The following is a 23,030-nucleotide window of genomic DNA, read 5'->3' as shown; positions in this document are numbered from 1 at the left end:
AGACGCAGCCCCATGGCGATGATTGCCGAAACTCGCCCATTGGCGCCCGGTCTGTACCTGCTGGCCACACCGATCGGCACGGCCCGGGATATCACGCTGCGGGCGCTGGATATTCTTGCCTCGGCCGATGTGATCGCCGCCGAAGACACCCGCACGGCGCGCAAGTTGATGGATATACACGGGATTCCCCTGAACGGGCGGCGTCTGGTTCCCTATCACGATCACAACGGCGCGGCGGTGCGTCCGTCGTTGCTGGCGATGATTGCTGCAGGAAAATCCGTCGCCTATGCCTCGGAAGCAGGCACGCCGCTGGTCGCCGATCCGGGCTTTGCACTGGCGCGGGATGCGATTGCGGCGGGGTTGGCCGTTATCGGTGCGCCGGGCCCTTCGGCGGTGGTGGCGGCCTTGATGGTTGCGGGCATGCCCAGTGACCGGTTCCTGTTCGCGGGATTTCTGCCGCCGGCATCGACGGCGCGCAAGCGGGTGCTGAAAGAGCTGGCGGATTGCCCGGCAACAACGATTTACTTCGAATCCGCAAAGAGAGTTTCAGGAACTCTTAGGGATATGGGCCTAGTGTTGGGTCAGGAAAGGCGCGCGGCGCTGTGTCGCGAGCTGACCAAGAAATTCGAAGAGGTGCGGCGCGGGACACTGGGTGAACTTTTACAGTCGTGCGAGGAGGATCCTCCAAGGGGGGAAATTGTTCTGCTGGTGGACCGGGATCGGTCCGTTGCCGATGCTTCGACAATCGAACAGGCGCTGCGCGTCGCTCTGGAAACGATGACGGTCAAGGATGCCGCGCGTCAGGTCGCCGATTCGCTGGGATTGGCGCGGCGGGATGTCTATCAGGCCGCGCTCGCACTGGACGACAGACCCTGAGAGGCGCGCGGGAATTATGGTCGCAGCGTGCGGTTTGAGGCAGAAAGGTGAAAGACGCGATGGGCGGACTTGTTTCATATCATGCGGGATTGTGCGCGGAAGACCGGGTTGCAGCCGATTATGAACGGCGGGGCTTCAGGATCGTCGGGCGTCGCTGGCGCGGTAGCGGCGGCGAGATCGATCTGGTGGCCCGCGGCGCCGACGGGCTCGTCTTTATCGAGGTGAAGGCGGCACGCAGTCTGGATCAGGCGGCGCACCGGGTCGGGCGGAGACAGGTTGAACGAATCCACGCAACAGCCACGGAATATGTCGCAGCCGAACCCGACGGGCAGAATACCGGAATGCGGTTCGATGTCGCGCTGATGGATCGAAGCGGTACGATCCGGATCGTGGAAAACGCGTTCATGTAGGACTCCTCTGCGCGGCTTGCATTGTCTCGGGGGGCGGTTCACGCCATGAAGGGACGAAACAACCTGTGAGCCCGCCATGTCCTTGACCCCCGCTACCCCCTCGAAGCCCGCTGTTGCCTTGAAGATCGCGATGCAGATGGATCCGATCGGCTCTGTCGATATCAACGCCGACAGCAGCTTTCGCATTGCCGAAGAGGCGCAGGCGCGGGGGCATTCGCTGTTTTACTACACGCCCGACCGGCTGTCTTGGCAGAATGGGCGGGTGATGGCGCGGGGTTGGCCGCTGACCGTCCGGCGCGAGGCGGGAAACCACTTTGATCTGGGCGCAGAGGCCGAGGTCGATCTGGCGGATTGGGATGTCGTTTGGCTGCGTCAGGATCCGCCCTTTGACATGGGCTATATCACCACGACCCACCTTCTGGATTTTCTTTCGCCGGGAACCTTGGTTGTCAACGATCCGTTCTGGGTGCGCAATTATCCCGAAAAGCTGTTGTGCCTGCGGTTTCCGGATCTGATTCCGCCCACCACCATCGCCCGCGATCTGGCCACGCTGCGGGCGTTCAAGGCGGAACATGGCGATATCATCCTCAAGCCGCTCTATGGGAACGGCGGGGCCGGGGTGTTCCGGCTCGGCCCTGATGACAGCAATATCGCCAGCCTGCACGAGATGTTCTCGGCGATAAACCGCGAGCCGTTGATCGTTCAGAAATACCTGCCCGCCGTGACCAAGGGCGACAAGCGGGTGATCCTGATCGACGGTGAACCAGTGGGCGCAATCAATCGTGTGCCGGCGGCCGGTGAGACGCGGTCGAACATGCATGTGGGCGGACGGCCGGAAAAGGTCGCAATGACCGAACGTGACCTTGAGATTTGTGCCGCGATTGGCCCGTTGCTGCGTGAAAAAGGGCAGATATTTGTCGGAATCGACGTGATCGGCGACTATCTGACCGAGATCAATCTGACATCGCCCACGGGCATTCAGGAGCTTGAGCGGTTTGACGGCACCAATGTCACCCGGCTGATCTGGGACGCCATCGAAAAACGGCTGTCCTGATGCGGTTCGTGGTGATCGGTGTCGGGGCCATCGGCGGCACCGTGGCGGGTGCGCTGGCTTTGGCCGGGCATGACGTTGCCGGTATCGCCCGGGGGCCGCATCTGGCCGCATTGCAGGCCGGGGGGCTGATCCTGCATACGGTCGCGGGCCGAAGGGTGGCGCGGTTTCCCTGTTTTGGCGATCCGGCTGCGGCGGATCTGCGCAAGGACGACGTGATCATGCTGGCCATCAAGACTCAGCACACCGGTGCCGCGCTGGAGCAGTTGCGCGCAGCCGGCTGGCGCGATCAGCCGGTGTTCTGTCTGCAAAACGGCGTTGAAAACGAACGGTTGGCGCTGCGCTATGGGGCGGATGTTCATGGGGTCACGGTCATGTTGCCTGCGGACCATGTGACGCCCGGCGAAGTCGCTGCATTCGGCACCCCGAACATTGGTGCGTTTCATCTGGGGCGCTGGTCCGGGGGCAGCGATGCGATTGACACGGCCGTGGCAAACACTCTGACCGGGGCGGGTATCGCGAGCTTTGTTCAGGTGGATGTAGCCGCTTCAAAATACGGCAAGCTGTTGATGAATCTTGGTAATGTCGTGGAGGCGGCCTTGGGCAGCGCGGCACGCAAGGGACCGTTGGGCACCCGGATCCGCGCCGAAGGACAAGCGGTTCTGGCCGCCGCCGGAATCGCATGGCGTGACCTCGACAACACCGAGATTGGTGGCGGAGAGCTGATGAAAACTGGCGAGATCAAGGGTGTGGCACGTGTCGGCAGTTCCTCGTCGCAAAGTCTGGCGCGCGGGGCCGGTTCAATCGAAACCGATTACCTGAACGGGGAAATCGTGTTGTTGGGAGGGTTGAATGGCATCCCGACTCCGGTGAATGCCTATTTCTGCCGCTTGGCTGCGCGGATGGTACGCGAGGGCATGGCGCCCGGCAGCGTTCCGATAGCCGAGGTGGAATTGGCGCTGGGTGTCTGACCCGTCAGGTTGACGCTGGCGGCAAGCGAAAGCTGAGCGCCTCGGCAATATGCGGCTGCGCGACGGAATCGGCATCTTCCAGATCGGCGATGGTCCGCGCCACCCGCAGCACCCGGTGATATCCGCGTGCCGATAGACCGAACCGGTCAGCGGCGCGCAGCAACAATTCGCGTCCGGCGGTGTCGGGTGCCGCCACACGCTCCAGCAACGCGCCTTCGGCATCGGCGTTCACGCGCACGCCGTCTTCCCTCTCATAGCGATGGGTCTGCAACTCGCGCGCACGGGCGACCCGGACAGCGACCACGGCCGACGATTCGCCATCCGCCGGCAAATCCAGATCACGAAACGCCACGGGGGGCACATCGACGCGAAGATCAAAACGATCCATCAGCGGCCCTGAAATCCGGCCCAGATAATCCTCGCCGCAATGGGGAACGCGGGCGCAGGCGCGCGCCGGATCGGCCATATGGCCGCACTTGCAGGGGTTCGCGGCTGCAATCAGCAGGAATTTGCACGGATAGCGCACATGGGCATTCGCGCGGGCCACCACCACATCGCCGCTTTCGATCGGTTGGCGCAGGGTTTCCAGTACGGCGCGGCCATATTCGGGAAATTCATCCATGAACAATACGCCGTTGTGGGCCAGCGAAATCTGCCCCGGTTTTGCACCTTTGCCGCCCCCCACGATGGCAGCCATGGTCGCGGTGTGGTGGGGCTCCATGAACGGACGGTCACGGGAGATGCCGCCTTCGTTCAGCAGCCCCGCCAAGGAATGGATCATCGAGGTTTCCAGCGCCTCAATCGGCGAAAGCGGCGGCAACAGCCCGGCCATCCGTTTGGCCAGCATGGACTTTCCCGAACCCGGTGCGCCGATCAAAAGCAGATGATGACGCCCGGCGGCAGCGATTTCCAACGCCCGTTTGGCGCGCTCCTGACCCTTTACCTCGGCCAGATCGCGGATTGAACCGGTGGTTGTCACCTGTCCGGCGACGGCAGGGTCGAGGACAGCGGTGCCGGTATAGTGGCGGATCACCTCGGCCAGAGAGGCCGGGGCAATGACAGTGGCGGCATCCACCCACGCGGCCTCGGCGCCGCACGCCTTGGGGCAAAGCAGGGTCAATTCCTCTTCCGCTGCCGTCATCGCGGCAGGCAGGGTGCCGACGACGGGCATCAAAGTGCCGTCCAGCGACAGTTCGCCAAGCGCAAGCGTTGATTCCACCTTGTCCTTCGGCAAGATTTCAAGCGCGGCCAGCAGCGCCAGCGCGATGGGCAGATCGAAATGCGAGCCCTCTTTCGGCAGGTCCGCCGGTGACAGGTTGATGGTGATCCGTTTGCTGGGCAGGGCGATGGACAGGGCGTTCAAGGCGGCGCGCACCCGTTCGCGCGCCTCGCTCACCGCTTTGTCCGGCAGGCCGACAACGCTGAAGGCGGGCAATCCATTGGCGACGGCGCATTGCACCTCGACCAGGCGCGCTTCGATCCCCTCGAAGGCGACGGTATATGCCCTTGCAACCACGATTCCTCCGGTTTCCCCAATGGTTAACGGCTAGGGTGGGATGGTTAAGGGTTGATTAACGGATCGCAGGGCTGATGCCCCGCCGTCAGGGTATATAATTGACCGGATCCGCTGCGTCGGGGCCAAAGGTCAGCCGGGTGACCGACAGATTGTCGATGTGCTGGGCCAGGGTTTCGGCAGGCGTCTTGCCGGTGGCGCGGCAAAGTTGCGTCAGGATCACGCCGACATGGGCCACCGCGATGATCGGTCTGCCGGGATGGGCGGTGTTCATTTCATCGACGAAAGGGCGGATACGGGCAGCGGCGGCGTTCCAGCTTTCACCGCCGGGTGGCGCAATGTCACCCGGTTGTTCCCAATAGGCCCGCGACAAATCAGGATCGCGGGCGGCGATCGTGTCAAAGGTCAGACCGTCCCATGTTCCAAAGTCGAACTCCCGCAGGGCGGGGGTGTTGGGCAGGCGGTGGCGCGCAGCGGCAATGGCGTCGGCGGTGGTCACGGCGCGGATCAGGTCGGATGATACGATCAATGCACCCTCGGGCAGATAGGCCGAAAGGCGGCCCAACGCCGCCGTGTCCGACAGATCGGCAGGCACGTCGCGGTGGCCGGTGAACCCTTTCTGATGGGTCGGCCCGTGGCGGACCCAATACCATATGGCGCTCAATTCATCGCCTCGATCCCTTCATCCGGCATCTGCCCTTTCAGCACGATCGGCAACCCGGCCATCACCGCGACCACGAGCCCGGCGCGTTCGGCCAGCCGCCGGTTCAACCCACCCTGCGCCACGCGAAACCGCCGCGCCAGCGCGTTATCGGGCACCACGCCTTGACCCACTTCGTTGGTGACCACAACGACAGGGCATGGGGCATTGGCCAGCGCCGCCATCAGTGCGGCTTCTTCCTGCGCCAGATCGCTGTCAGCCAATAGGTGATTGCTCAGCCACATGGTCGCACAGTCGAGCAGGGCGATTTGGCCCGGGACAAGCGCGCGTATCGCGCCTGCCGCATCCAATGGGCAATCCACCGTCTGCCAAAGGCCGCTGCGGGTCGCTCGGTGGGCGGCGATCTTCGCGGACATCTCGTCGTCGAACGGCTGTGCGGTGGCCAGATAGACCGGTGACAAGCCCCGCGCCAGAACCAGCCTTTCGGCCAGATCCGATTTTCCCGACGATGCGCCGCCTAGGACAATTGATAGATTTGGCAAGTTTCTGTGCAACTTTTATTGATCCGGAGACGTTTTTGCTTCGTAGGCTTTAAGAACGATGCGCTTGAGACTTCGTTTCCTAAGGCCCGGGTGGCGAGGCCGCAACAGGAGGATACTGATATGGCGCTTGATGGATTTACCGATCAGACCATGACGCGTCGCGCGATGAAAGCCGAGCTTCTGGATGCGGAAACCGAGCTGCGTCTTGCCTATGCCTGGCGCGACCAGCGCGACGAAGCCGCGCTGCATCGCCTGATCACTGCCTATATGCGGCTGGCGATTTCAATGGCCGGCAAGTTCCGCCGTTACGGTGCGCCGATGAACGACTTGATCCAAGAGGCGTCACTCGGCCTGATGAAGGCCGCCGAGAAGTTCGATCCGGACCGTGGCGTGCGCTTTTCGACATATGCCGTCTGGTGGATCAAGGCCAGTATTCAGGACTATGTCATGCGCAACTGGTCGATGGTGCGCACCGGCTCGACCTCATCCCAGAAATCGCTGTTTTTCAACATGCGCCGTGTTCAGGCCCGGTTAGAGCGTGAAGCGGTGTCGCGCGGCGAAACTCTGGATATGCATCAGGTGCGTCAGATGATCTCGACCGAGGTCGGGGTGCCCCTGCATGATGTCGAAATGATGCAGGGCCGTCTGTCAGGCAGCGATTTTTCCCTGAACGCAACTCAGAGCAGCGAGGATGAGGGCCGCCAGTGGATCGATGCGCTGGAGGATGACAGCGAGCAGGCAGCGGACATCGTCACCCGGAATAAGGATCTGGATACCCTGCGCAAATGGCTTTTGTCGGCAATGGCACAACTGAACGAACGCGAGCGGTTCATCGTGCGCGAACGCAAGCTGCGCGACGAGGTGCGGACGCTTGAATCTTTGGGCGATGAATTGGGCCTGAGCAAAGAGCGTGTGCGCCAGCTTGAGGCGGCGGCATTCGGGAAAATGCGCAAGAGCCTTGAGGGCCAGTCGCGCGAGGTTCACCACTTTCTTGTGTGATCGCGTGGGCGGCGCCGGAGCGCTGCGCTGGTTTTCTCCGCCGACCGGGTTTTGACCGGCTTGCGGCGGCAATGGACTGTTCCCCGACATGACCCTAAGGTTGCCTTGATATTCTCAGGGGCGATTTATGGTTCAGGGTCGGCATATTCTTCTGATCATCGGCGGCGGGATTGCGGCGTTCAAAGCGCTGGATCTGATTCGACGTCTGCGCGAACGCGGTGCCCGGGTAACTCCGGTGATGACCCGCGCCGCGCATGAATTCGTCACCCCGCTGTCGGTTTCAGCACTGGCCGGGACAAAGGTCTTCAGCGAACTGTTCGATCTGACCGCCGAGTCCGAGATGGGGCATATCGAGTTGTCCCGCGCTGCCGATCTAGTGGTTGTCGCACCTGCGACCGCCGATCTGATGGCCAAGATGGCAGGCGGGCAGGCCGATGATCTGGCTTCGACCGTGCTGATGGCGACGGATAAACGGGTTTTGATCGCGCCTGCAATGAACGTGCGGATGTGGCTGCATCCTGCCTGTCAGCGTAATCTTGCAGTGCTGCAAAGTGACGGCATTCTGACCGTCGGACCCAACGACGGCGACATGGCGTGCGGCGAACATGGGCCGGGGCGCATGTCCGAACCACTGGAGATCGTTGCCGCGATCAGTTCGGCCCTCGCCGGGGGGCCGCTGGACGGGCGGCATGTTCTGGTGACGTCAGGGCCAACCCACGAACCCATTGATCCGGTTCGCTATATTGCGAACCGGTCGTCCGGGGCACAGGGCGCGGCCTTGGCGGCAGCGCTTCTGGCGCTGGGTGCCCGGGTGACATTCGTGACCGGCCCGGCACGAGTGGCGCCGCCCTTGGGTGCCGAGGTCGTGCGCGTGGAAACGGCGCAACAGATGCTTGAGGCGGTGCAGTCGGCATTGCCTGCCGATGTGGCGGTGTTCGCCGCTGCCGTGGGCGATTGGCGCGTGGCGCAGCCTTCGGCGCAGAAGCTGAAAAAGACCGGAAGCGGCCTGCCACAGCTGGAATTTCATGAAAACCCCGATATCCTTGCCACAGTTGCGCAGATGACCGAAGGCCGCCCCGGACTGGTCGTCGGCTTTGCGGCAGAGACTGAAACCGTTACCGAACATGCCAAGTCGAAACGCGCCCGCAAGGGCTGTGACTGGATCGTGGCCAACGACGTGTCGCCGGAAACCGGAATCATGGGCGGCACGGAGAACGCGGTCACCCTGATCACCGCCGAAGGGGTCGAAGACTGGCCACGTATGGGCAAAGATGCCGTGGCGCAGCGTCTGGCGCAGCGGATTGCCGGGGCGTTGGCGCACTGATCTCAGGTTAAGCGGTTGGTTGGGGCGCAATCACGCTCAGCGATCTTTCGCACAGCGGGCGGGGTGGCATTTTTTCCCACCGTCCCTGAGGAAGATGCGGCCATTCTTTGCGCGGGTCGATATGGCCAAGGACGCCTGAGGCGGTTGAAAAATCCAAGGCAGGATGGCGGGCATGTCTAACGATCACCCGCAAAGCCCAACCTATCAGGTGCCGCTTTTGTCCGGGCGAATCGCGCCATCTTCGGCGCGAATGCGGATCGCCAGAGCGCCGGCATTCAACAGGCTGAACGTCACCGCGACCCAAAACAGCCCCAGCACCATCGGCGCGACGGCGATTTCGAGCACCACCAAAAGATAGTTCGGGTGGCTGACCCATCGGTAAGGACCCCGTGCCACCAGCGGCGTGTCGGTCACGATGATGCGCGTGGTCCAACGCCCGCCAAGCGAGACAAGAATCCAGATGCGCAAAACCTGAAGCAGCGCGAACAGACCCAGCCATACGGGATGGATTGCCTGATCATAGCCAAACCAGATCAGACACAGGATCCAGCCGGTGTGCAGTGCGACGATCAGCGGGTAATGCCCGGGCGCGACCTCGCGTGCTCCGCCCGCAAGCAGCCGCGCGGTGTTGCGCCGTGCGATCACCAGTTCGGACAGGCGCTGTACCACCAGAAACGCCAGAAACACTGCGGCACCGCTGCTCATTTCGTCGCGCCGACGTGCAACGGCAGGAAGGCCGCCGTAAATCCCGGACCGAGTGCCGCTGCCATCATCTGACCTGTGGCACCGCCCTTCAGCACACGCTCGAGCACGAACAAAACGGTCGGGGCTGACATGTTCCCCGCCCCGCGCAGCACCTCGCGTTCGTCGTCCAGCGTTCCGGCGGGCAGGCCCATCGCGCCCTCGATCGCGGTGATCACCTTGGCCCCGCCGGGATGGCAGACGAACCGGTCGATATCTGCGCGGCTGTACCCCGTTGCTGACAGCGCGGTATCCACGGCATCCGCGAAACGCTCGGTCACGAAGGCGGGGATCGAGCGGTCGAACACGACGCCAAGTCCAACGTCGTCCACATCCCAGCCCATGATATCCAGCGTATCGGGCCATGTGACCTGAGTTCCCGCGCCCAATGTCACCTTGCGCCCCACAGGTTCGATGCCTGACAGGCAAACCGCCGCTGCGCCGTCGCCAAACAGCACGGTCGCGATGATATCGGCCTTTTGCAGACGGTCGGCGCGAAACCACAGCGTGCAGGTTTCCACCACGACCAGAAGCACCCGCTCACCGGGCGCCGCCGTGGCAAGCGCCTGAGCCAGCGACAGGCCGGAAACCCCGCCCGCGCAACCCAGACCGAAAACCGGCACCCGGCGCACATCAGGGCGGAACCCCATTTCAACCATCACCCGCGCCTCGAGCGTTGGTGTGGCGATGCCGGTAGAGGACAGGGTGACGATGCAATCCACCTGATCCGCACGCCAGCCAGACTGATCCAGCGCGCCCTGTGCTGCGGTGCGGAACAGGGCTGTGGCACCGTCGATATAGGCGGCATTGCGGTCGTGCCATCCGTGCGGAGCGTCAAACCAGTCAATCGGCATGACCGACCATCGCCGTTCGATTCCCGCGCTGGCAAAAGTGGTCAGCAACCGCTGAAACTGTGGATACTTCGGTCCAAGGATCTCATGCGCTTTGGAGCGGACAAGATCCTGCGGCATTTCATGGGGCGGGAGGGCCGTGGCGACCCCGTGAAGGTAAACGGACAAGCTGGTTTTCCCCGAAGCAGAAGGAAACACAGCGCTCCCTCTTCAGTGCAGTGTTGAACAGATAGCGTCGGCAAGGGCATCGACCAGTGACAAGTCGGTGAGCAGCACGGGCTTACCTCACGGAAATGACCGCGTGAGCAAGCCTTCAAAATCTGCCGGATCAGGCGGTTTCCAACGGCCAGGCAATAGTCATGGCACAAATGATCGCCCGGTGCTAATCGGGCTTCATGGCCGGTCTCTCCGAAAATTCACGCGCTGCACTTTATATGGTGATCTGTATGGTCGCCTTTACGATCAATGACGCGTTCATCAAGCTGGTTCTGGCTGAAATTCCATTGATGCAGACGCTGTTTCTGCGGGGGATATTCACCTCGGCCTGTCTGATTGTTCTGGCCAAGGCGATGGGCGGCTTGCGCCTGCCGGAGTCGCACCGCGACAGTTGGCTGATTGTCCTGCGCACCCTGGCCGAAATCATTGGCGCGATCATGTTCATGTCGGCGCTTACCAACATGCCGCTTGCCAATGTTTCTGCGATTTTACAGGTTCTTCCCCTGTCGGTTACGCTGGCGGGTGCGATGTTCTTTCATGAACCGCTTGGCTGGCGGCGGCTGACCGCCATCGGCGTCGGATTCTTTGGCGTGCTGCTGATTGTTCGGCCGGGAACCGAAGGGTTCAACATATTCTCGGTCTATGCCCTGCTGGCGGTGCTGGCTGTGACGGTGCGGGAACTGACCGCCCGGCGGTTATCGCGCGGCGTGCCTTCGATCACCGTCGCGGCGGTGACGGCGCTTGGTGTGGCTCTGGCCGCGGGGGTTGGCACGCTGTTCGTCGACTGGGTGCCTGTCTCTGCGGTTCAGGTGAGCTGGCTGGGGGTCGCATCTCTTTGCCTGATCGTCGGGTACCTGTTCAGTGTGATGGCCATGCGCGGCGGTGACATCAGTGTTGTCGCGCCCTTCCGATATACCGGTCTGATTGCCGCCTTGCTGCTTGGCTGGCTGATATTTGGCGAATGGCCGCGCGCCCTGACGCTGCTCGGTGCGGCGATCATCGTCGCAACCGGCGTATTCACACTCCTGCGCGAACAAAAGGTTGCGCGGGAGCTGCGCGCGTCACGCGCCGGAATGCTGTAGACGCGCGGCACGTGTCGGCGACGGACGAATTGGTTGATTGGCGGTGGGGCCGGCCAGCAACAGCGCCTCGAACAGTTTGAGACAGGGGCGGACGGTCCGGTCGTGGGTGATCAGGTCGGTTGCCGCGCAGGATTGTTCGTGGAGGTGTCCGAGACTGCGCATATTCTGCACCCAGTCCCGCCCGACATCGCCCAGATACAGCGATTCGATCCAAGCGCCCTCGGCCCGGATCAGCGCGTGACTGTCCAGCAGCAGATGAAAATACGTCACAGGCCCTTGCGGGGCCTCCCGGAGCGCACCGGCAATCGATTTGGCCGGGGTCAGAACCTCGGGTTCACCGAACAGGAGCTGCGGCAGGGCACCCGTCGTCATCACCCGGTGATTGGGCGACAGCGTCAAGGGGCGAGTGTTGCCTATCAGGCCCGCCGACAGGGTCACCGGAGCAAGCTCGGGTAGGGATGCCAGCAGCGTTTGCGATAGGCATGTCCAGCCGACTGCCCTGAGGGTCTGTGGCCGTCCGTCCTTGACCCGCAATGCATGCCCCGGGCGCAGATTCTCAACGGCCACCGGTCCTTGCGACGTGGCGATCATGGTTCCCCGGGCGATGCACAGAGTTCCGGGTGTGCCGGGGCTTGGGGTGCCTTCGGTCAGGTTGCCGTTGGCATCCCGGGTGATCGCGACGCCGTTCGGTGACCCACTGTCGATCGATTCGCCGCTGCCCGACCGAACCGCACCCGATGGAAAACCGGCAGGCGGTGTGGCATCACGGGGCGGCAATCCGTAACTGAGCGAGGTGAACGAGTTCGAGCCGGGATCGTAAAGATACAGGGTATCGAATTTATTGCCTTCCCCATCGGGGAGAAAGTCGCCGTTATTTGAAATCCCGGCACTGTAAAACCCGGCGGGCGGGGTGCCGGTATATTCACCCACCAAAGTGGCGGTCTGACCCGGGGCCACTGCGGCGTTCGAATCAAAAGTATAAAGGAGCCCCTTGGCCTGCGACCACACCTGAAGCCCGTCCAGCGAAACTGCCGAACCGCTGCCATTCTGGATTTCTATGTATTCGTCGGCCTTGTTCGCCTTACCATCGGAATCGGTATCATGCGCCGAGCCGCCCGCATTGTCGGCCAGGATTTCTGATATGAAAAGCCCGGTGGGCAGCGTATCCGCCATCTGTGTCCGCCTGCCTGTGCTGCCAAAACTGCCGTTCCGGGCTTTCGCGCCCGTTGTCCTTAATCGCTCGCAAAACCCTGTGACCTCAAAATGGCGCAATTGGGGCGGAATTGCGGCAGGGCTCAGGGCCGAGGTCAGGGCAGGGGTCAGGGACCACACGACAGAGACTGACCGCTCTGAGCCTGTTGACACCCCCCGCGACTCCCCATATACGGCGGCCACTCGGGATGGGTGTGGCCATTTGGTTGCTTATCCCTTACAGGACTATTGTGGTCACGATCCGGCGTTTTCGTCCGATCCTCTGGAAACCCAACGCGTGTTCCCCTTACGGGCGAGCAGAGCGGTTTTTGTGTTTTGCGGACGCGCAAGATACTGCGATATCACCGGGGCGCGCGCCCCAGACCGGCCCCCAGCGGGCAGAACACTGCGCCCATGCGGGGCCGAAACATATATGTGTTGCAACACGGGGAATAGACCGGAATGCCAACGATCCAGCAGCTGATCCGCAAACCGCGGCAGCCTAAAGTCAGAAGTTCAAAGTCGATGCACCTGCAGGGGTGCCCGCAAAAGCGCGGCGTCTGCACTCGCGTCTACACTACGACGCCGAAAAAGCCGAACTCGGCCATGCGTAAGGTTGCCAAAGTGCGCCTGACAAACGGTTTCGAGGTCATCAGCTATATCGGTGGTGAATCCCACAACCTTCAGGAGCACTCGGTGGTCCTGATCCGTGGTGGCCGGGTAAAAGATCTTCCCGGCGTTCGTTATCACATTCTGCGCGGTGTTCTGGATACCCAGGGCGTTAAGAACCGCAAGCAGCGCCGGTCGAAGTACGGCGCGAAGCGTCCGAAATAAGAGGATTAGAAGATGTCCCGCCGCCACGCCGCCGAAAAACGCGAAGTCCTGCCCGATGCCAAGTATGGCGACCGGGTTCTGACCAAGTTCATGAACAACCTGATGGTCGACGGTAAGAAATCCGTCGCTGAACGGATCGTCTATAACGCCTTCACCCGTGTCGAAGGCAAGCTCAAGAAATCACCCGTCGAGGTGTTTCACGAGTGCCTGGACAACATCAAGCCGTCCGTCGAGGTTCGCTCGCGCCGGGTTGGTGGTGCTACGTACCAGGTGCCAGTCGAGGTGCGTCCCGAGCGCCGCGAGGCATTGGCGATCCGTTGGTTGATCGATGCGTCGAAGAAGCGCAACGAGCACACCATGGAAGAGCGTTTGGCCGGTGAGCTGGTCGATGCTGTCAATGGCCGCGGTTCTGCCGTGAAAAAGCGTGAAGACACCCACAAGATGGCCGATGCCAACAAGGCATTCAGCCACTACCGCTGGTAAGTCTGTCATTAACTGACAATGGGGGTGCCGGCCTGCGGCGCCCCGATCCGTCCGACAACATTCCCCCAGGAGCAGCCCAATGGCACGCGACTATCCGCTTCAGAGCTACCGCAATATCGGCATCATGGCGCATATCGACGCCGGCAAAACCACCTGCACCGAGCGTATCTTGTTTTATACAGGCAAGAACCACGTCCTGGGCGAAACCCACGACGGCGCTTCGACCATGGATTGGATGGAGCAGGAGCAGGAGCGGGGAATTACCATCACGTCCGCTGCGACGACGACCTTCTGGGAGCGCCACATCGATGCCGATGCGCCGCCGATCGAAGGCACGCGCCATCGCTTCAACATCATCGACACACCCGGCCACGTTGACTTCACGATCGAAGTCGAGCGTTCGCTGGCCGTGCTGGACGGCGCGATCTGCGTGCTGGACGCCAACGCCGGAGTCGAGCCGCAGACTGAAACCGTCTGGCGTCAGGCCGACCGGTACAAAGTTCCGCGGATGGTGTTCGTCAACAAGATGGACAAGATCGGCGCTGACTTCTTCAACTGTGTCGCGATGATCGAAAGCCGGACTGGCGCACGCGCTGCTCCGATCCAGATCCCGATCGGTTCGGAAACCGAACTGGAAGGGATCGTCGATCTCGTCACCATGGAAGAATGGGTTTGGAGCGGCGAAGATCTGGGTGCATCCTGGGAGCGTCGTCCGATCCGTGACAGCCTGAAGGCCTCGGCTGAAGAATGGCGCGGCAAGCTGATTGAAACCGCCGTCGAAATGGACGACGCGGTGATGGAAACCTATCTGATGGAGGGTGTCGAGCCCGACGCCGATACCCTGCGCCGGTTGATCCGCAAGGGCACTCTGGCGCTGGCCTTTGTGCCGGTTCTTGCCGGTTCCGCCTTCAAGAACAAAGGCATGCAGCCTCTGTTGAACGCCGTCATCGATTATATGCCGTCGCCGAAAGACGTTGTCGACTATATGGGCTTCCGCCCCGGCGACGAAACCGAGACGCGTAACATTGCCCGCCGTGCGGACGACGACATGCCGTTCTCGGGTCTGGCGTTCAAGATCATGAACGACCCCTATATGGGCACCCTGACCTTTACCCGCGTCTATTCGGGCAAGCTGGTCAAGGGCGACAACCTGATCAACACGACCAAGAACTCGAAAGAGCGTATCGGCCGGATGGTCATGATGCACTCCAACAAGCAGGAAGAGATTGCCGAAGCCTTCGCTGGCGATATCATCGCTTTGGCGGGCCTGAAGGGCACGACCACGGGTGACACGCTCAGCGCGGTCCATGATCCGGTGGTTCTGGAAACCATGACCTTCCCCGATCCCGTCATCGAGATCGCGGTTGAGCCAAAGACCAAGGCCGACCAGGAGAAGATGTCCCTTGGCCTGCAGCGTCTTGCCGCCGAAGATCCGTCGTTCCGCGTCGAAACCGACATCGAGTCGGGCCAGACGATCATGAAGGGCATGGGCGAACTTCACCTCGACATTCTGGTCGATCGCCTGAAGCGGGAATTCAAGGTCGAAGCGAACATCGGTGCGCCGCAGGTTGCCTATCGCGAAACCATTGGTCGTGAGCTTGAGCATACCTATACCCACAAGAAACAGTCGGGTGGTTCGGGCCAGTTTGCTGAGGTCAAGATGATCCTCATGCCGACCGAGCCGGGCGAAGGCTATTCCTTCGAGAGCAAGATCGTTGGTGGTTCGATCCCGAAAGAATACATCCCGGGCGTCGAAAAGGGCATCAAGTCGGTTCTCGATTCCGGACCTCTTGCCGGTTTCCCGGTCATCGACTTCAAGGTCCAGTTGATCGACGGCAAGTTCCACGACGTCGACTCCTCGGTTCTGGCCTTCGAAATCGCGGCACGCATGTGCATGCGTGAAGGTCTGAGAAAGGCCGGCGCGAAACTGCTTGAGCCGATCATGAAGGTCGAGGTGGTGACGCCTGAGGAATATACCGGTGGCATCATCGGCGACCTGACCTCGCGTCGCGGTCAGGTGCAGGGGCAGGATACGCGCGGCAACGCCATCGCGATTGAATGCTATGTGCCGCTGGCCAATATGTTTGGCTATATCAATACGTTGCGTTCTATGTCGTCGGGCCGTGCGAACTTTACCATGCAGTTCGATCATTACGAGCCGGTGCCGCAGAATATCAGCGAAGAGATTCAAGCCAAGTTTGCATAAGTCGGTGCGCGGAGACCGCGCACCCTACATCCACTGCGTAGGGTGCGCCCCATGGCGCACCACACCGACATAGAAGGAGCCATATCATGGCAAAGGCAAAGTTCGAACGCAACAAACCGCATGTGAACATCGGCACGATCGGTCACGTTGACCACGGCAAGACGACACTGACGGCTGCGATCACGAAGTATTTCGGCGATTTTCAGGCCTATGACTCGATTGACCGTGCGCCCGAAGAAAAGGCGCGTGGCATCACGATCTCGACCTCCCATGTGGAATACGAGACCGAGAGCCGTCACTATGCCCACGTCGACTGCCCCGGCCACGCTGACTATGTGAAGAACATGATCACCGGTGCGGCACAGATGGACGGCGCGATTCTGGTTGTGAACGCTGCTGACGGCCCGATGCCGCAGACCCGCGAGCACATCCTGCTGGGACGCCAGGTCGGCATCCCCGAGATGGTCGTCTACATGAACAAGGTCGATCAGGTCGACGACGCCGAACTGCTTGAGCTGGTCGAGATGGAAATCCGCGAGCTGCTCTCGAAGTACGAGTATGACGGCGACAACATCCCGGTCGTCCCCGGTTCGGCCCTTGCGGCAATGAACGGCACCGATCCTGAAATCGGTGAAGCATCCATCCGCAAGCTGATGGCCGCCGTGGACGAGTGGATCCCGACGCCCGAGCGCGCAATTGACCAGCCGTTCCTGATGCCGGTCGAGGACGTGTTCTCGATCTCGGGTCGTGGTACGGTTGTGACCGGTCGGATCGAACGTGGCGTGATCAACGTTGGCGACGAGATCGAAATCGTCGGCATCAAGGACACCAAGAAAACGACCTGCACGGGCGTGGAAATGTTCCGCAAGCTGCTGGATCGTGGTGAAGCTGGCGACAACGTTGGCGTCCTGCTGCGCGGCATCGACCGTGACGGCGTTGAGCGTGGCCAGGTGCTGTGCAAGCCGAAGTCGGTCAATCCGCACACCAAGTTCGAAGCCGAAGCCTATATCCTGACCAAGGAAGAGGGCGGCCGTCACACGCCGTTCTTCGCCAACTATCGCCCGCAGTTCTACTTCCGCACGACGGATGTGACCGGCACGGTGATGCTGGCCGAGGGTACGGAAATGGTCATGCCGGGTGACAACGTGTCCTTCGGTGTCGAGCTGATCGCGCCGATCGCCATGGAGCAGGGCCTGCGCTTTGCCATCCGCGAAGGCGGCCGCACCGTCGGCGCGGGGGTTGTTTCGAAGATTACCGAGTAATCAACGAAACGAAGCTGTACCGCTGATTTAAGGGCGCAAGCCCAACCAGGAACGACAGATTCGAAGTGGGGGCGTCAATTCCGGCGCCTCCACCTCTCAATCTCAAAGCCGCGAAAGGCAATTGCTATGGCCGCCAGCCAAAACATTCGCATTCGGCTCAAGGCGTTCGATTACCGCGTGCTGGATGCCAGCACGCAGGAAATCGTGAACACCGCCAAACGGACGGGCGCCCACGTGCGCGGACCCATTCCGCTGCCGAACAAGATCGAAAAATTCACCGTTCTGCGTGGCCCCCACGTCGACAAGAAATCCCGTGATCAGTTCGAGATCCGCACCCATAAGCGGCTGCTCGACATCGTCGACCCGACACCCCAGACCGTGGACGCGCTGATGAAGCTCGACCTGGCCGCCGGTGTCGACGTCGAGATCAAAGTCTGAGGAGGGCACCGTCATGTTGCGCTCAGGCGTTATCGCAAAAAAGGTCGGGATGACCCGACTGTTCATGGAAGACGGCAAGCAGATTCCTGTTACCGTTCTTCAACTCGATTCACTTCAGGTGGTCGCTCAGCGCACTCTTGAGCGGGACGGATATTCCGCCGTTCAGCTGGGTGCGGGCACGGCCAAGGTCAGCCGCACGACCAAACCGATGCGTGGCCATTTTGCCATCGCTTCGGTTGCGCCCAAGCGGAAGATTGCGGAATTCCGCGTCGCCCCCGAAAATCTGATCGGGGTCGGTGAGGAAATCACGGCCAACCATTACTTTGCAGGTCAGTTCGTCGATGTGGCGGGCACTTCGATTGGTAAAGGGTTTGCCGGCGCTATGAAGCGGCACAACTTCTCCGGTCTGCGTGCATCGCACGGCGTTTCGGTCTCGCACCGTTCGCACGGGTCCACGGGCCAGTGTCAGGATCCCGGCAAGGTGTTCAAGGGCAAGAAGATGGCCGGTCACATGGGCGCTGCCCGTGTCACCACGCAGAATCTTCAGGTCGTTCGCACCGACGCCGATCGTGGCCTGATCATGGTCAAAGGCGCGGTTCCCGGATCCAAGGGCGGCTGGGTTACAATCAAGGATGCGGTGAAGAAGCCGACTCCCGATGGTGTGATCTATCCCGCGGCCCTGAAATCCGCCGCCGAGGAAGCCGAACGTATGGCACGTGAAGCCGCCGAAGCAGCCGCAGTCGAAGCCGCAGCCGCCGAAGAGGCAGCAGCAGCCGAAGCCGCAGCAGCCGAAGAGGCCGCAATCAAGGCGGCCGAAGTCGGTATCGAAGCGGACAAGGATGCAGCCGGTGACCAGAGCGAGCCTCTGGACGAGAAGAAGGAAGGCGACGCATGAAACTCGACGTGATCAATCTGGACGGCGGCAACGCCGGGTCGGTCGATCTTGGCGAAGAGATCTTCGGCCTGGAGCCGCGCGCGGACATCCTGCACCGTATGGTTCGTTGGCAGCGCAACAATGCGCAGGCCGGCACCCATAAGGTGAAAACCAGGTCCGAGGTCAAGTATTCGACCAAGAAGATCTATCGCCAGAAAGGCACCGGTGGCGCACGCCACGGCGCCCGCTCGGCACCGATCTTTCGTGGGGGCGGCATCTATAAGGGTCCGACTCCGCGCAGCCACGGCCATGAACTGACCAAGAAGTTCCGCAAACTGGGCCTGCGCCATGCGCTGTCGGCCAAGATGGCGGAAGGCAGCATTGTCATCATCGATGCGGCGGATATGGCCGAGATCAAGACGGCGATGCTGGCGAAGCAGGTCAAGGCACTTGGCTGGAAGCGGGCGCTGATCATCGACGGCACCGCGGTGAACGAGAATTTCGCCCGTGCTGCCGCCAACATCGACGGTCTGGATGTTTTGCCCACCATGGGCGCCAACGTCTATGACATCCTCAAGCGCGATACGCTGGTCATCACCAAGGCCGGTCTCGAAGCGCTGGAAGCGAGGCTGAAATGAACGCGAAACCTGAACATTACGATGTGATTCGCAAGCCGATCATCACCGAAAAGGCCACCATGGCGTCCGACGCGGGCGCAGTGGTGTTCGAAGTGGCGATCGATGCGAACAAGCCGCAGATCAAGGATGCTGTGGAAACCCTGTTCGGTGTCAAGGTGAAGGCCGTGAACACGACCATCACCAAGGGCAAGGTAAAGCGGTTTCGCGGTGGCCTTGGCAAGCGGCGCGATGTCAAAAAGGCATATGTGACGCTTGAGCCGGGTAACACGATTGACGTTACCACGGGTCTTTAATAACAGACCTCATCGGTATGGCCCCGGATTCGTCCGGGGCTGACCTGTTCGTGCTACCAAGAAGGGTTGCGCGCCGAGACAGCCGGGGACCTTCGGGGCCCTATACACCAAGAGCCGGGCCGGAATGGCCCGCAAAGCAAACGGAAGACGGAAAGCATGGCACTCAAGTCGTACAAGCCGACGACGCCGGGCCAGCGCGGGCTGGTGCTGATCGACCGTTCGGAGCTTTGGAAAGGTCGCCCCGTCAAATCCCTCACCGAGGGTTTGTCGAAACATGGCGGCCGGAACAATACCGGACGAATCACGATGCGTCGTATTGGTGGGGGCGCAAAACGTCTTTACCGTATCGTCGATTTCAAGCGTAACAAGATGGACGTGATTGCGACCGTCATTCGCATTGAATATGACCCTAACCGGACGGCGTTCATCGCCCTGGTCTCCTATGACGATGGCGAGCAGGCCTATATCCTGGCCCCCCAGCGTCTGGGCATTGGTGACAAGATCATCTCAAGCGCGAAGGCCGACATCAAGCCGGGCAACGCGATGCCGTTCTCCGGCATGCCGATCGGTACCATCGTTCACAACATTGAAATGAAGCAGGGCAAAGGCGGCCAGATCGCCCGTGCCGCCGGCACCTATGCCCAGTTTGTGGGCCGTGATGGCGGTTATGCTCAGATCCGCCTGTCCTCGGGCGAATTGCGGCTGGTGCGGCAGGAATGCATGGCCACCGTCGGTGCAGTGTCGAACCCCGACAACAGCAACCAGAACATCGGTAAGGCCGGTCGGAACCGCCACTTCGGCATCCGCCCATCGGTCCGCGGTGTCGTGATGAACCCCATCGACCACCCGCACGGCGGTGGCGAAGGCCGGACTTCCGGGGGTCGCCATCCGGTGACGCCATGGGGCAAGGGCACCAAGGGGAACAAGACCCGGAACAAGAACAAAGCGTCGCAAAAGCTGATCGTCCGCTCGCGTCACGCCAAGAAGAAAGGACGCTGATATGACGCGTTCCGTCTGGAAAGGCCCCTTCGTAGACGCATTCGTCCTGAAAAAGGCCGAAGCGACGCGCGAAAGCGGCCGCAAAGAAGTCATCAAGATCTGGTCGCGTCGTTCGACCATCTTGCCCCAGTTCGTGGGGCTCACCTTTGCCGTATACAATGGCAAAAAACATATCCCGGTCAATGTGACCGAGGACATGATCGGTCAGAAGTTCGGTGAGTATTCGCCGACCCGTACCTATCACGGACACGCCGCCGACAAGAAGGCCAAACGCAAATGAGCAAGGAAAAGAACCCCCGCCGCGTTGCCGACAATGAAGCTCTGGCCAAAGTCCGCATGCTGCGTACTTCGCCTCAGAAGCTGAATCTTGTCGCCGCGCTGATCCGTGGCAAGAAGGTTGAAAAGGCCCTGTCCGATCTGACTTTCTCGAAAAAGCGGATCTCGGACGACGTGAAGAAGTGCCTTCAATCCGCCATCGCCAACGCCGAGAACAACCACAACCTGGATGTCGACGAGTTGATCGTTGCCGAAGCCTGGGTTGGCAAGAACCTGACCATGAAACGGGGTCGTCCCCGTGCGCGCGGTCGGTATGGCAAGATCGTCAAACCGTTCGCCGAACTCACGATCAAGGTTCGCCAAGTGGAACAAGCTGTCGAGGAGCAAGCCTGATGGGTAATAAAGTAAATCCGATCGGCATGCGCCTTCAGGTCAACCGGACCTGGGACAGCCGTTGGTACGCCGACACCAAGGACTATGGAAATCTTCTGCTTGAAGACATCCGGATGCGCGAATTCATCAAGAAAGAAGCCGCGCAGGCCGGAATTTCCAAGGTGATCATCGAACGGCCGCACAAAAAGTGCCGTGTGACGATCCACGCAGCACGCCCGGGCGTGATCATCGGCAAAAAAGGCGCCGATATCGAGACCCTGCGCAAGAAACTGGCCGCAATGACGGCCAGCGAGATGCACCTGAACATCGTCGAAGTTCGTAAGCCCGAACTGGACGCGCGTCTGGTGGCCGAATCCATCGCCCAGCAGCTTGAGCGTCGTGTAAGCTTTCGTCGTGCGATGAAACGGGCCGTCCAAAACGCGATGCGCATGGGGTCGCTCGGGATCCGGGTCAACCTTGCGGGCCGTCTTGGCGGTGCCGAGATCGCACGGACCGAATGGTACCGCGAAGGCCGCGTGCCGCTGCACACTCTGCGTGCGGACATCGACTATTCCGGCTACGAAGCCAAGACCGCTTATGGCATCATTGGCATCAAGGTCTGGATTTTCAAAGGTGAGATCATGGAGCACGATCCGTCGGCCCATGATCGTCGCCAAAGCGAGCTGCAGGATGGCCCGGCCCCCCGGGGTGACCGTGGCGATCGCGGCCGCCGGTAAGGAGTAGAACAGATGCTGCAACCAAAGCGCACAAAATTCCGCAAGATGCACAAGGGCCGGATTCACGGCGAAGCCAAGGGCGGGTCTGACCTGGCCTTCGGCACATTCGGTCTGAAAGCGGTGGAGCCCGAGCGGATCACTGCCCGCCAGATCGAAGCGGCCCGCCGTGCAATGACACGTCACATGAAACGTCAGGGCCGGGTCTGGATCCGGATTTTCCCGGACCTTCCCGTGACGTCCAAGCCGGTAGAAGTCCGGATGGGTAAAGGTAAGGGTTCGGTCGATTTCTGGGCCGCCAAGGTCAAGCCCGGACGGATCATGTTTGAGATCGACGGCGTGACCGAAGTCGTTGCGCGCGAGGCCCTGCGCCTGGCCGCGATGAAACTGCCGATCAAGACCCGCACGGTTCTGCGCGAAGACTGGTAAGCGATGCGTCGCTTCTGGCGACAGAGTCCGTCGGGATGGTGAAGGCGGACTATCCGCATTCCCGCCCCAGAAACATCAAGAGGCCCCCGTCCGTTCAGCGGCGGGGGCTTTTTCCTTTCTTTGATCCGAGGTATCATTCTGCCATGTCCGACATCTCATCCCTGTTCGTCACCCGCCTTTATCGCGCACGGCTTTCCGATCTTGGAAAGCCTGTGGATGGAGCAGAGTTGGAAGCATCTTGCCTGTCGATTGCCGAAGACGATGAGGCTGGGCAGGCTTGGTGCGACGAAAACGACTTTCCCGGCTATACCAGTTATGCCTCACTGACCGATCTTCCCTGGCGGTTTTCGATCTTCAAGGATCTGGTCAAGGTGCTGGACAAGCATGTGGCAGAGTTTGCCAAGGATGTTGAATTCGACTCAGGCGACAAGAAAATCAAGCTCGATTCGATCTGGATCAATGTTCTGCCCGAGGGTGGAATTCATACGGCACATATCCATCCCCATTCGGTGATCAGCGGGACGACCTATGTTTCGATGCCCAAGGGGACAAGCGCAATCCGGTTCGAGGATCCGCGTCTGGCGATGATGATGGCCGCGCCGGGGCGCAAGGCCAAGGCGCGGGAGGAGTTGCGTCAGTTCGTCTATGTTGCGCCCGATGTCGGCGACGTTCTTTTGTGGGAAAGCTGGTTGCGCCATGAAGTTCCGATGAACATGGCCGAAGAAGACCGGATCAGCATCAGTTTTAACTACGCCTGGAACTGA

The 23,030-nt window shown here is 61.1% G+C and carries 27 protein-coding genes; 21 read left to right on the top strand and 6 right to left on the bottom strand.

Features of this window, described 5'->3' with window-relative positions:
- The first annotated feature begins 18 nt into the window (after positions 1–18).
- From rsmI to FQ320_RS11160, 4 genes are all read left to right on the top strand, one after another.
- Entirely contained in the window at positions 19–876 is an 858-nt protein-coding gene (gene rsmI / locus FQ320_RS11175) for a 16S rRNA (cytidine(1402)-2'-O)-methyltransferase (RefSeq protein ID WP_148472484.1), read from the top strand.
- 59 nt (positions 877–935) lie between these two features.
- Positions 936–1,286: a YraN family protein gene (locus FQ320_RS11170; protein WP_148472213.1), complete on the top strand. Its 351-nt coding sequence runs from the start codon at positions 936–938 to the stop codon at positions 1,284–1,286.
- Positions 1,287–1,362: 76 nt separating this feature from the next.
- Positions 1,363–2,340 carry a glutathione synthase gene (gene gshB, locus FQ320_RS11165; protein ID WP_148472212.1) on the top strand — a complete coding sequence of 326 codons (978 nt, stop codon included), beginning with the start codon at positions 1,363–1,365 and terminating at the stop codon, positions 2,338–2,340.
- Complete coding sequence (locus tag FQ320_RS11160; RefSeq protein WP_148472210.1) at positions 2,340–3,308, top strand: ketopantoate reductase family protein; 969 nt, start codon at positions 2,340–2,342, stop codon at positions 3,306–3,308. The genes gshB and FQ320_RS11160 overlap by 1 nt, the downstream gene beginning before the upstream one ends.
- A 4-nt stretch (positions 3,309–3,312) precedes the next feature.
- On the opposite strand, the gene FQ320_RS11155 is transcribed toward FQ320_RS11160, so the two are convergent.
- From FQ320_RS11155 to cobU, 3 genes are all read right to left on the bottom strand, one after another.
- Positions 3,313–4,824, bottom strand: a complete 1,512-nt coding sequence (locus FQ320_RS11155; RefSeq protein ID WP_148472208.1) for a YifB family Mg chelatase-like AAA ATPase — start codon at positions 4,822–4,824, stop codon at positions 3,313–3,315.
- An 85-nt stretch (positions 4,825–4,909) separates the two neighbouring features.
- Positions 4,910–5,485, bottom strand: a complete 576-nt coding sequence (locus tag FQ320_RS11150) for a histidine phosphatase family protein (RefSeq protein WP_148472206.1) — start codon at positions 5,483–5,485, stop codon at positions 4,910–4,912.
- Positions 5,482–6,024, bottom strand: coding sequence for a bifunctional adenosylcobinamide kinase/adenosylcobinamide-phosphate guanylyltransferase (gene cobU / locus FQ320_RS11145; RefSeq protein WP_255509466.1), 543 nt, complete (start codon positions 6,022–6,024; stop codon positions 5,482–5,484). The genes FQ320_RS11150 and cobU overlap by 4 nt, the downstream gene beginning before the upstream one ends.
- Before the next feature lie 120 nt (positions 6,025–6,144).
- On the opposite strand from cobU, the gene FQ320_RS11140 reads away from it, so the two are divergent.
- Positions 6,145–7,023 carry an RNA polymerase factor sigma-32 gene (locus FQ320_RS11140; protein ID WP_148472202.1) on the top strand — a complete coding sequence of 293 codons (879 nt, stop codon included), beginning with the start codon at positions 6,145–6,147 and terminating at the stop codon, positions 7,021–7,023.
- Positions 7,024–7,150: 127 nt separating this feature from the next.
- Entirely contained in the window at positions 7,151–8,347 is a 1,197-nt protein-coding gene (coaBC, locus tag FQ320_RS11135; protein WP_148472200.1) for a bifunctional phosphopantothenoylcysteine decarboxylase/phosphopantothenate--cysteine ligase CoaBC, read from the top strand.
- 204 nt (positions 8,348–8,551) lie between these two features.
- Here the strand turns inward: coaBC and FQ320_RS11130 are convergent, their stop codons facing one another.
- Together FQ320_RS11130 and FQ320_RS11125 are read right to left on the bottom strand one after the other, a co-directional pair.
- Positions 8,552–9,052: an isoprenylcysteine carboxyl methyltransferase family protein gene (locus FQ320_RS11130; protein WP_148472198.1), complete on the bottom strand. Its 501-nt coding sequence runs from the start codon at positions 9,050–9,052 to the stop codon at positions 8,552–8,554.
- Positions 9,049–10,107, bottom strand: coding sequence for a type III polyketide synthase (locus tag FQ320_RS11125; RefSeq protein WP_222861602.1), 1,059 nt, complete (start codon positions 10,105–10,107; stop codon positions 9,049–9,051). Before FQ320_RS11125 ends, FQ320_RS11130 begins: the two co-directional genes overlap by 4 nt.
- 227 nt (positions 10,108–10,334) lie before the next feature.
- On the opposite strand from FQ320_RS11125, the gene FQ320_RS11120 reads away from it, so the two are divergent.
- Entirely contained in the window at positions 10,335–11,237 is a 903-nt protein-coding gene (locus FQ320_RS11120; RefSeq protein WP_148472196.1) for a DMT family transporter, read from the top strand.
- Here the strand turns inward: FQ320_RS11120 and FQ320_RS11115 are convergent.
- On the bottom strand, positions 11,217–12,410 hold the full coding sequence (locus tag FQ320_RS11115; protein WP_148472194.1) for a Hint domain-containing protein: 1,194 nt from the start codon (positions 12,408–12,410) through the stop codon (positions 11,217–11,219). The genes FQ320_RS11120 and FQ320_RS11115 overlap by 21 nt on opposite strands.
- A gap of 480 nt (positions 12,411–12,890) precedes the next feature.
- On the opposite strand from FQ320_RS11115, the gene rpsL reads away from it, so the two are divergent.
- The 14 genes from rpsL (at position 12,891) to FQ320_RS11045 (ending at position 23,030) form a co-directional block, all read left to right on the top strand.
- Complete coding sequence (rpsL, locus tag FQ320_RS11110) at positions 12,891–13,262, top strand: 30S ribosomal protein S12 (protein ID WP_099826128.1); 372 nt, start codon at positions 12,891–12,893, stop codon at positions 13,260–13,262.
- A gap of 12 nt (positions 13,263–13,274) precedes the next feature.
- Positions 13,275–13,745, top strand: coding sequence for a 30S ribosomal protein S7 (gene rpsG / locus FQ320_RS11105; protein ID WP_148472192.1), 471 nt, complete (start codon positions 13,275–13,277; stop codon positions 13,743–13,745).
- A gap of 79 nt (positions 13,746–13,824) precedes the next feature.
- Positions 13,825–15,951 carry an elongation factor G gene (gene fusA, locus FQ320_RS11100; RefSeq protein ID WP_148472190.1) on the top strand — a complete coding sequence of 709 codons (2,127 nt, stop codon included), beginning with the start codon at positions 13,825–13,827 and terminating at the stop codon, positions 15,949–15,951.
- Between the two features lie 86 nt (positions 15,952–16,037).
- Positions 16,038–17,213, top strand: coding sequence for an elongation factor Tu (gene tuf, locus FQ320_RS11095; RefSeq protein ID WP_148472020.1), 1,176 nt, complete (start codon positions 16,038–16,040; stop codon positions 17,211–17,213).
- Positions 17,214–17,339: 126 nt separating this feature from the next.
- Positions 17,340–17,651, top strand: coding sequence for a 30S ribosomal protein S10 (gene rpsJ / locus FQ320_RS11090; RefSeq protein ID WP_148472188.1), 312 nt, complete (start codon positions 17,340–17,342; stop codon positions 17,649–17,651).
- Between the two features lie 13 nt (positions 17,652–17,664).
- On the top strand, positions 17,665–18,546 hold the full coding sequence (gene rplC, locus FQ320_RS11085) for a 50S ribosomal protein L3 (RefSeq protein ID WP_148472186.1): 882 nt from the start codon (positions 17,665–17,667) through the stop codon (positions 18,544–18,546).
- Complete coding sequence (gene rplD, locus FQ320_RS11080; protein WP_148472184.1) at positions 18,543–19,163, top strand: 50S ribosomal protein L4; 621 nt, start codon at positions 18,543–18,545, stop codon at positions 19,161–19,163. Before rplC ends, rplD begins: the two co-directional genes overlap by 4 nt.
- On the top strand, positions 19,160–19,456 hold the full coding sequence (locus tag FQ320_RS11075) for a 50S ribosomal protein L23 (RefSeq protein WP_148472182.1): 297 nt from the start codon (positions 19,160–19,162) through the stop codon (positions 19,454–19,456). Before rplD ends, FQ320_RS11075 begins: the two co-directional genes overlap by 4 nt.
- 156 nt (positions 19,457–19,612) lie before the next feature.
- Complete coding sequence (rplB, locus tag FQ320_RS11070) at positions 19,613–20,455, top strand: 50S ribosomal protein L2 (protein ID WP_148472480.1); 843 nt, start codon at positions 19,613–19,615, stop codon at positions 20,453–20,455.
- 1 nt (position 20,456) lies between these two features.
- Complete coding sequence (gene rpsS / locus FQ320_RS11065) at positions 20,457–20,735, top strand: 30S ribosomal protein S19 (RefSeq protein ID WP_148472181.1); 279 nt, start codon at positions 20,457–20,459, stop codon at positions 20,733–20,735.
- Complete coding sequence (gene rplV, locus FQ320_RS11060; protein WP_148472179.1) at positions 20,732–21,124, top strand: 50S ribosomal protein L22; 393 nt, start codon at positions 20,732–20,734, stop codon at positions 21,122–21,124. Before rpsS ends, rplV begins: the two co-directional genes overlap by 4 nt.
- A complete protein-coding gene (rpsC, locus tag FQ320_RS11055; protein WP_148472177.1) occupies positions 21,124–21,840 on the top strand; it encodes a 30S ribosomal protein S3 in 717 nt (238 codons plus the stop codon). The genes rplV and rpsC overlap by 1 nt, the downstream gene beginning before the upstream one ends.
- A 12-nt stretch (positions 21,841–21,852) precedes the next feature.
- Complete coding sequence (gene rplP / locus FQ320_RS11050) at positions 21,853–22,266, top strand: 50S ribosomal protein L16 (RefSeq protein ID WP_148472175.1); 414 nt, start codon at positions 21,853–21,855, stop codon at positions 22,264–22,266.
- 143 nt (positions 22,267–22,409) lie between these two features.
- The gene (locus FQ320_RS11045) at positions 22,410–23,030 is read left to right on the top strand and encodes a TIGR02466 family protein (RefSeq protein WP_148472173.1); all 621 of its coding nucleotides are present in this window, start codon (positions 22,410–22,412) and stop codon (positions 23,028–23,030) included.

The organism is Oceaniovalibus sp. ACAM 378, from assembly GCF_008085915.1.
In the GTDB taxonomy this organism is placed as follows: domain Bacteria; phylum Pseudomonadota; class Alphaproteobacteria; order Rhodobacterales; family Rhodobacteraceae; genus Oceaniglobus.
The sequence above is the reverse complement of the archived record's forward strand: the minus strand, read 5'-3'. Positions and strand labels throughout refer to the sequence as shown.